This is a genomic window from Umezawaea sp. NPDC059074 (assembly GCF_042738955.1).
Classification (GTDB): domain Bacteria; phylum Actinomycetota; class Actinomycetes; order Mycobacteriales; family Pseudonocardiaceae; genus Umezawaea.
Genome location: NZ_JBHYHC010000010.1, coordinates 122,809 through 125,749 on the forward strand (window position 1 = coordinate 122,809; position 2,941 = coordinate 125,749).

The 2,941-nt window shown below is 70.0% G+C and carries 2 protein-coding genes; one reads left to right on the top strand and one right to left on the bottom strand.

All coding sequences use genetic code 11. The features are described 5' to 3' along the window. Positions 1 to 126 precede the first annotated feature (126 nt). Entirely contained in the window at positions 127 to 1,959 is a 1,833-nt protein-coding gene (locus ACFWW9_RS07835; RefSeq protein WP_390372967.1) for a prolyl oligopeptidase family serine peptidase, read from the bottom strand. 64 nt (positions 1,960 to 2,023) lie between these two features. Here ACFWW9_RS07835 and ACFWW9_RS07840 point away from each other — a divergent pair, with 64 nt between their 5' ends. Continuing rightward, a complete protein-coding gene (locus tag ACFWW9_RS07840) occupies positions 2,024 to 2,815 on the top strand; it encodes an alpha/beta fold hydrolase (RefSeq protein ID WP_390372969.1) in 792 nt (263 codons plus the stop codon). Positions 2,816 to 2,941: the final 126 nt, after the last annotated feature.

The window sequence follows — 2,941 nt, forward strand, 5'->3', positions numbered from 1 at the left end:
TCAACCCTTTTTCTGCCCGCGTTGGGGGGCGTGGTTTTGTTTAATCCCCCCCGGGTTGGCGCCCGCCCCCGGGGGGGTCGGGGGGCGCCGGCGGGGGTGCCCCCCCGGCCCCCGCTCCCGTCGGCTCTAGCTCGGCAGGTGGCGCAGCGCGAAGGACACCTCGGCCGCCGTCTGCTTGATCGACTCCTCGATCACCAGCGACCCGTGGCCCGCGTCGTAGCGGTACATCTCGTACACCGCGCCGCGCTCGGCCAACCGGTCCAGGTAGTTGTCGACCTGCCGGATCGGGCACCTCGGGTCGTTCTCGCCCGCCAGCACCAGCACGGGCGCGCGCACGGCGTCCACGTACGTCAGCGGCGAGCACTCGCGGTACAGGTCCGGCAGCTCCTCCGGCGAGCCGCCGAACAGCGCCCGGTCGAACGCCCGCAGCGGCTCCATCTCGTCCTCGTACGCCGCCAGGTAGTCCGCCACGGGGATCATCGACGTGCCGACGGCCCACCGCTCCGGCTGCGTGCCCAGCGCCAGCAGGCTCAGGTACCCGCCCCACGAGGCGCCGTTGACCACGCACTTCGCCGGGTCCGCGAACCCGGACTCCACGGCCCAGTCGTGCACCGCGGCCACGTCCGCCAGCTCCGTCAGGCCGGGCTTGCCCTCGATCGCGTCCCGCCACGCCGACCCGTACCCGGTCGAGCCGCGGTAGTTGACGTGCACGACCGCGAACCCCGCGTCCAACCACACCGAGCGGTACCCGGAGAACCGGTCCTCGTCGGCCGACTGCGGCCCGCCGTGCAGGCTGAACACCGTCGGCAGCGGCCCGTCCGGCGCACCCGCGGGCCGCGCCACGAGGGCGTGCACCCGGCCACCGGGCCCCTCCACGAACACGTCGGCCACGTCCTCCGAACCGGGCGCCTTCGGCCCGTCCGACTCCAGCAGCACCCGCTCCACGCCGTCCGGCGACAGCGCGCGGATCACCGGCGGCTGCGCGGCGGACGACCACGCGTACTCGACCGTCCCGTCCGGACGCACGCTCGCCGCCCCGACCGTCCCGTGCGGAGTGTCCAGAAGGGACAGCGACCCGGAGGCCAGGTCCAAGCGGTACAGGGTGTTGCGCGCCTCGAACGTGTGCACGAGGAGCAACGCGGTCGCGTCCGGGTACCAGTCGGCGACGACCTCACCGGGCAGGTCCACCACGACCTCGGTCTCGGTGTCCGCCACCACGTCCCACAGCAGCAGCTCCTCCCGCCCACGGCGCTCGTGCTGCACCAGCACCCGGTTGTCCCCGAGCACCGGGCTGAACGCGATCGCGCCCAACGCCTTGCCCTCACCGTCCCACTTGTCCGCGACAACGGCGCCGGTCTCCACCGACAGCACCCGCAACGCCGGGTGCCTGCTGTCGCCGTGCTCGGAGTGCGAGATCACCAACAGCGTCTCGTCCTTGGACAGCGCGTCCAACCCACCGTCGTTCTCGTGCTGGTAGACGACCTCGGCGACACCACCCTTGCGCGACACCCACACCGACGCACCGTCATCCGTGGACACCCCGACAGCGACGACGTCCTCACCGATCTCCAGCCCCGCCGAGTACCCGGCAGGCACCCCTTCGACAGCGGCCCCTGCCTCCTGCCCATCAGCGACGAACGGCTCACTCACCCACAACCCGAACTCGTCGCCGTCCTGGTCGGCAAACCACCAGATCGCCTCCCCGTCCGGACTGAGCCGCCCGTGCGACGTGCCGTTGGGCCGGTCCGTCACCTTGCGGTGCGTGTCGGCGGCCCGATCCCAGGCGTAGATCTCCCACGCCCCGGCGGCGTTGGACAGGTACAGGTTCCGATCCGGCGCGTTCTCCGCCCAGGAAGGCGCGGACATCCGAGGCGCGGTGAAACGAGCCCGCCACCGGGCTTCAGTCTCAGGGTCGGTGAACAGCGGGTTCGGGATCACGGCAGCGGGATGAGTGGTCACCTCCCCGATCCTGCCTCAAGGCACCGACATAAAGGCACTAGCCTCGCGTTTCCAGGAGGCTGCCATGACGATCACCGCACCGGACGGCACCGACGTACAGGTGCACGACGAGGGCACAGGCCACCCGATCGTGCTCCTCCACCCGGGCCTGGACGACGGCACCAGAGACCACAAACTGGCAGCTTTGCTGGCCCGCAGATTCCGCGTGATCCGCCTGCACCGCAGGCAATACCGCCTCGACCTCGCTACTTTGCCGTGCACGATCGCCCAGGAGGTCGACGACGTCCTGGCCGTGGTCCGCTCACTGGATGAACCGGCGTTCCTCTACGGCCACTCCGATGGCGGGGTCGTGGCTCTGGAGGCTTTGGCCGCTTCGCCCTCGTCGTTTACCGGGGCGGTGGTTTTCGAGCCTGCTGCGGTCATCGGTGCGCCGTTGGGCGGCGAGATCCTGGCGCAGGCCCAGGCTGCTTTGAAGGCGGGGAACCCTGGTCGGGCTATGGCGCTCTTCTTCCGCCAGACCGTGGGTTTGCCGCCGTGGCAGGCGAGGCTGGCTGGGGCGGCTGTGGCTTTGGTCCCGAAGTACCGCCGGTTGGTGCCGGGGCAGCTCAACTCCTTGGCGGCGTTGGACGAGTTGGGTGTTCGGTTGGACGTCTACGCGCGTGTTGCCGTGCCCACGGTCCTGTTGGGTGGGGATCGCAGTCCGGTTCACCTGGCTGAACGTCTGGACGCTATCGCCGCTGTCATGCCGCACGCCACTCGTGTGACCATGCCTGGGCGTGATCACGGAGCCGATCTCAAGTACCCGGACGAGATCGCCGCGATCATTGAGGCGCATGTCGATCCGACGTGGCTTTGACCGCGTTCGACCGTTGGGTCTCCCGGCGTCTTCGGCTTCCAGCCTGGCCGGTCGGCGGCTTCGATTTCCAGCCCGCTGTGTCCGATTTGATTTGGGGCCCCTAGATTTGCCCCTTGATCGGGCCAA

Bases quoted from the DNA above. Each gene is read 5' to 3' on its own strand.
- ACFWW9_RS07840 (WP_390372969.1), top strand. From the start codon at position 2,024: ATGACGATCACCGCACCGGACGGCACCGACGTACAGGTGCACGACGAG.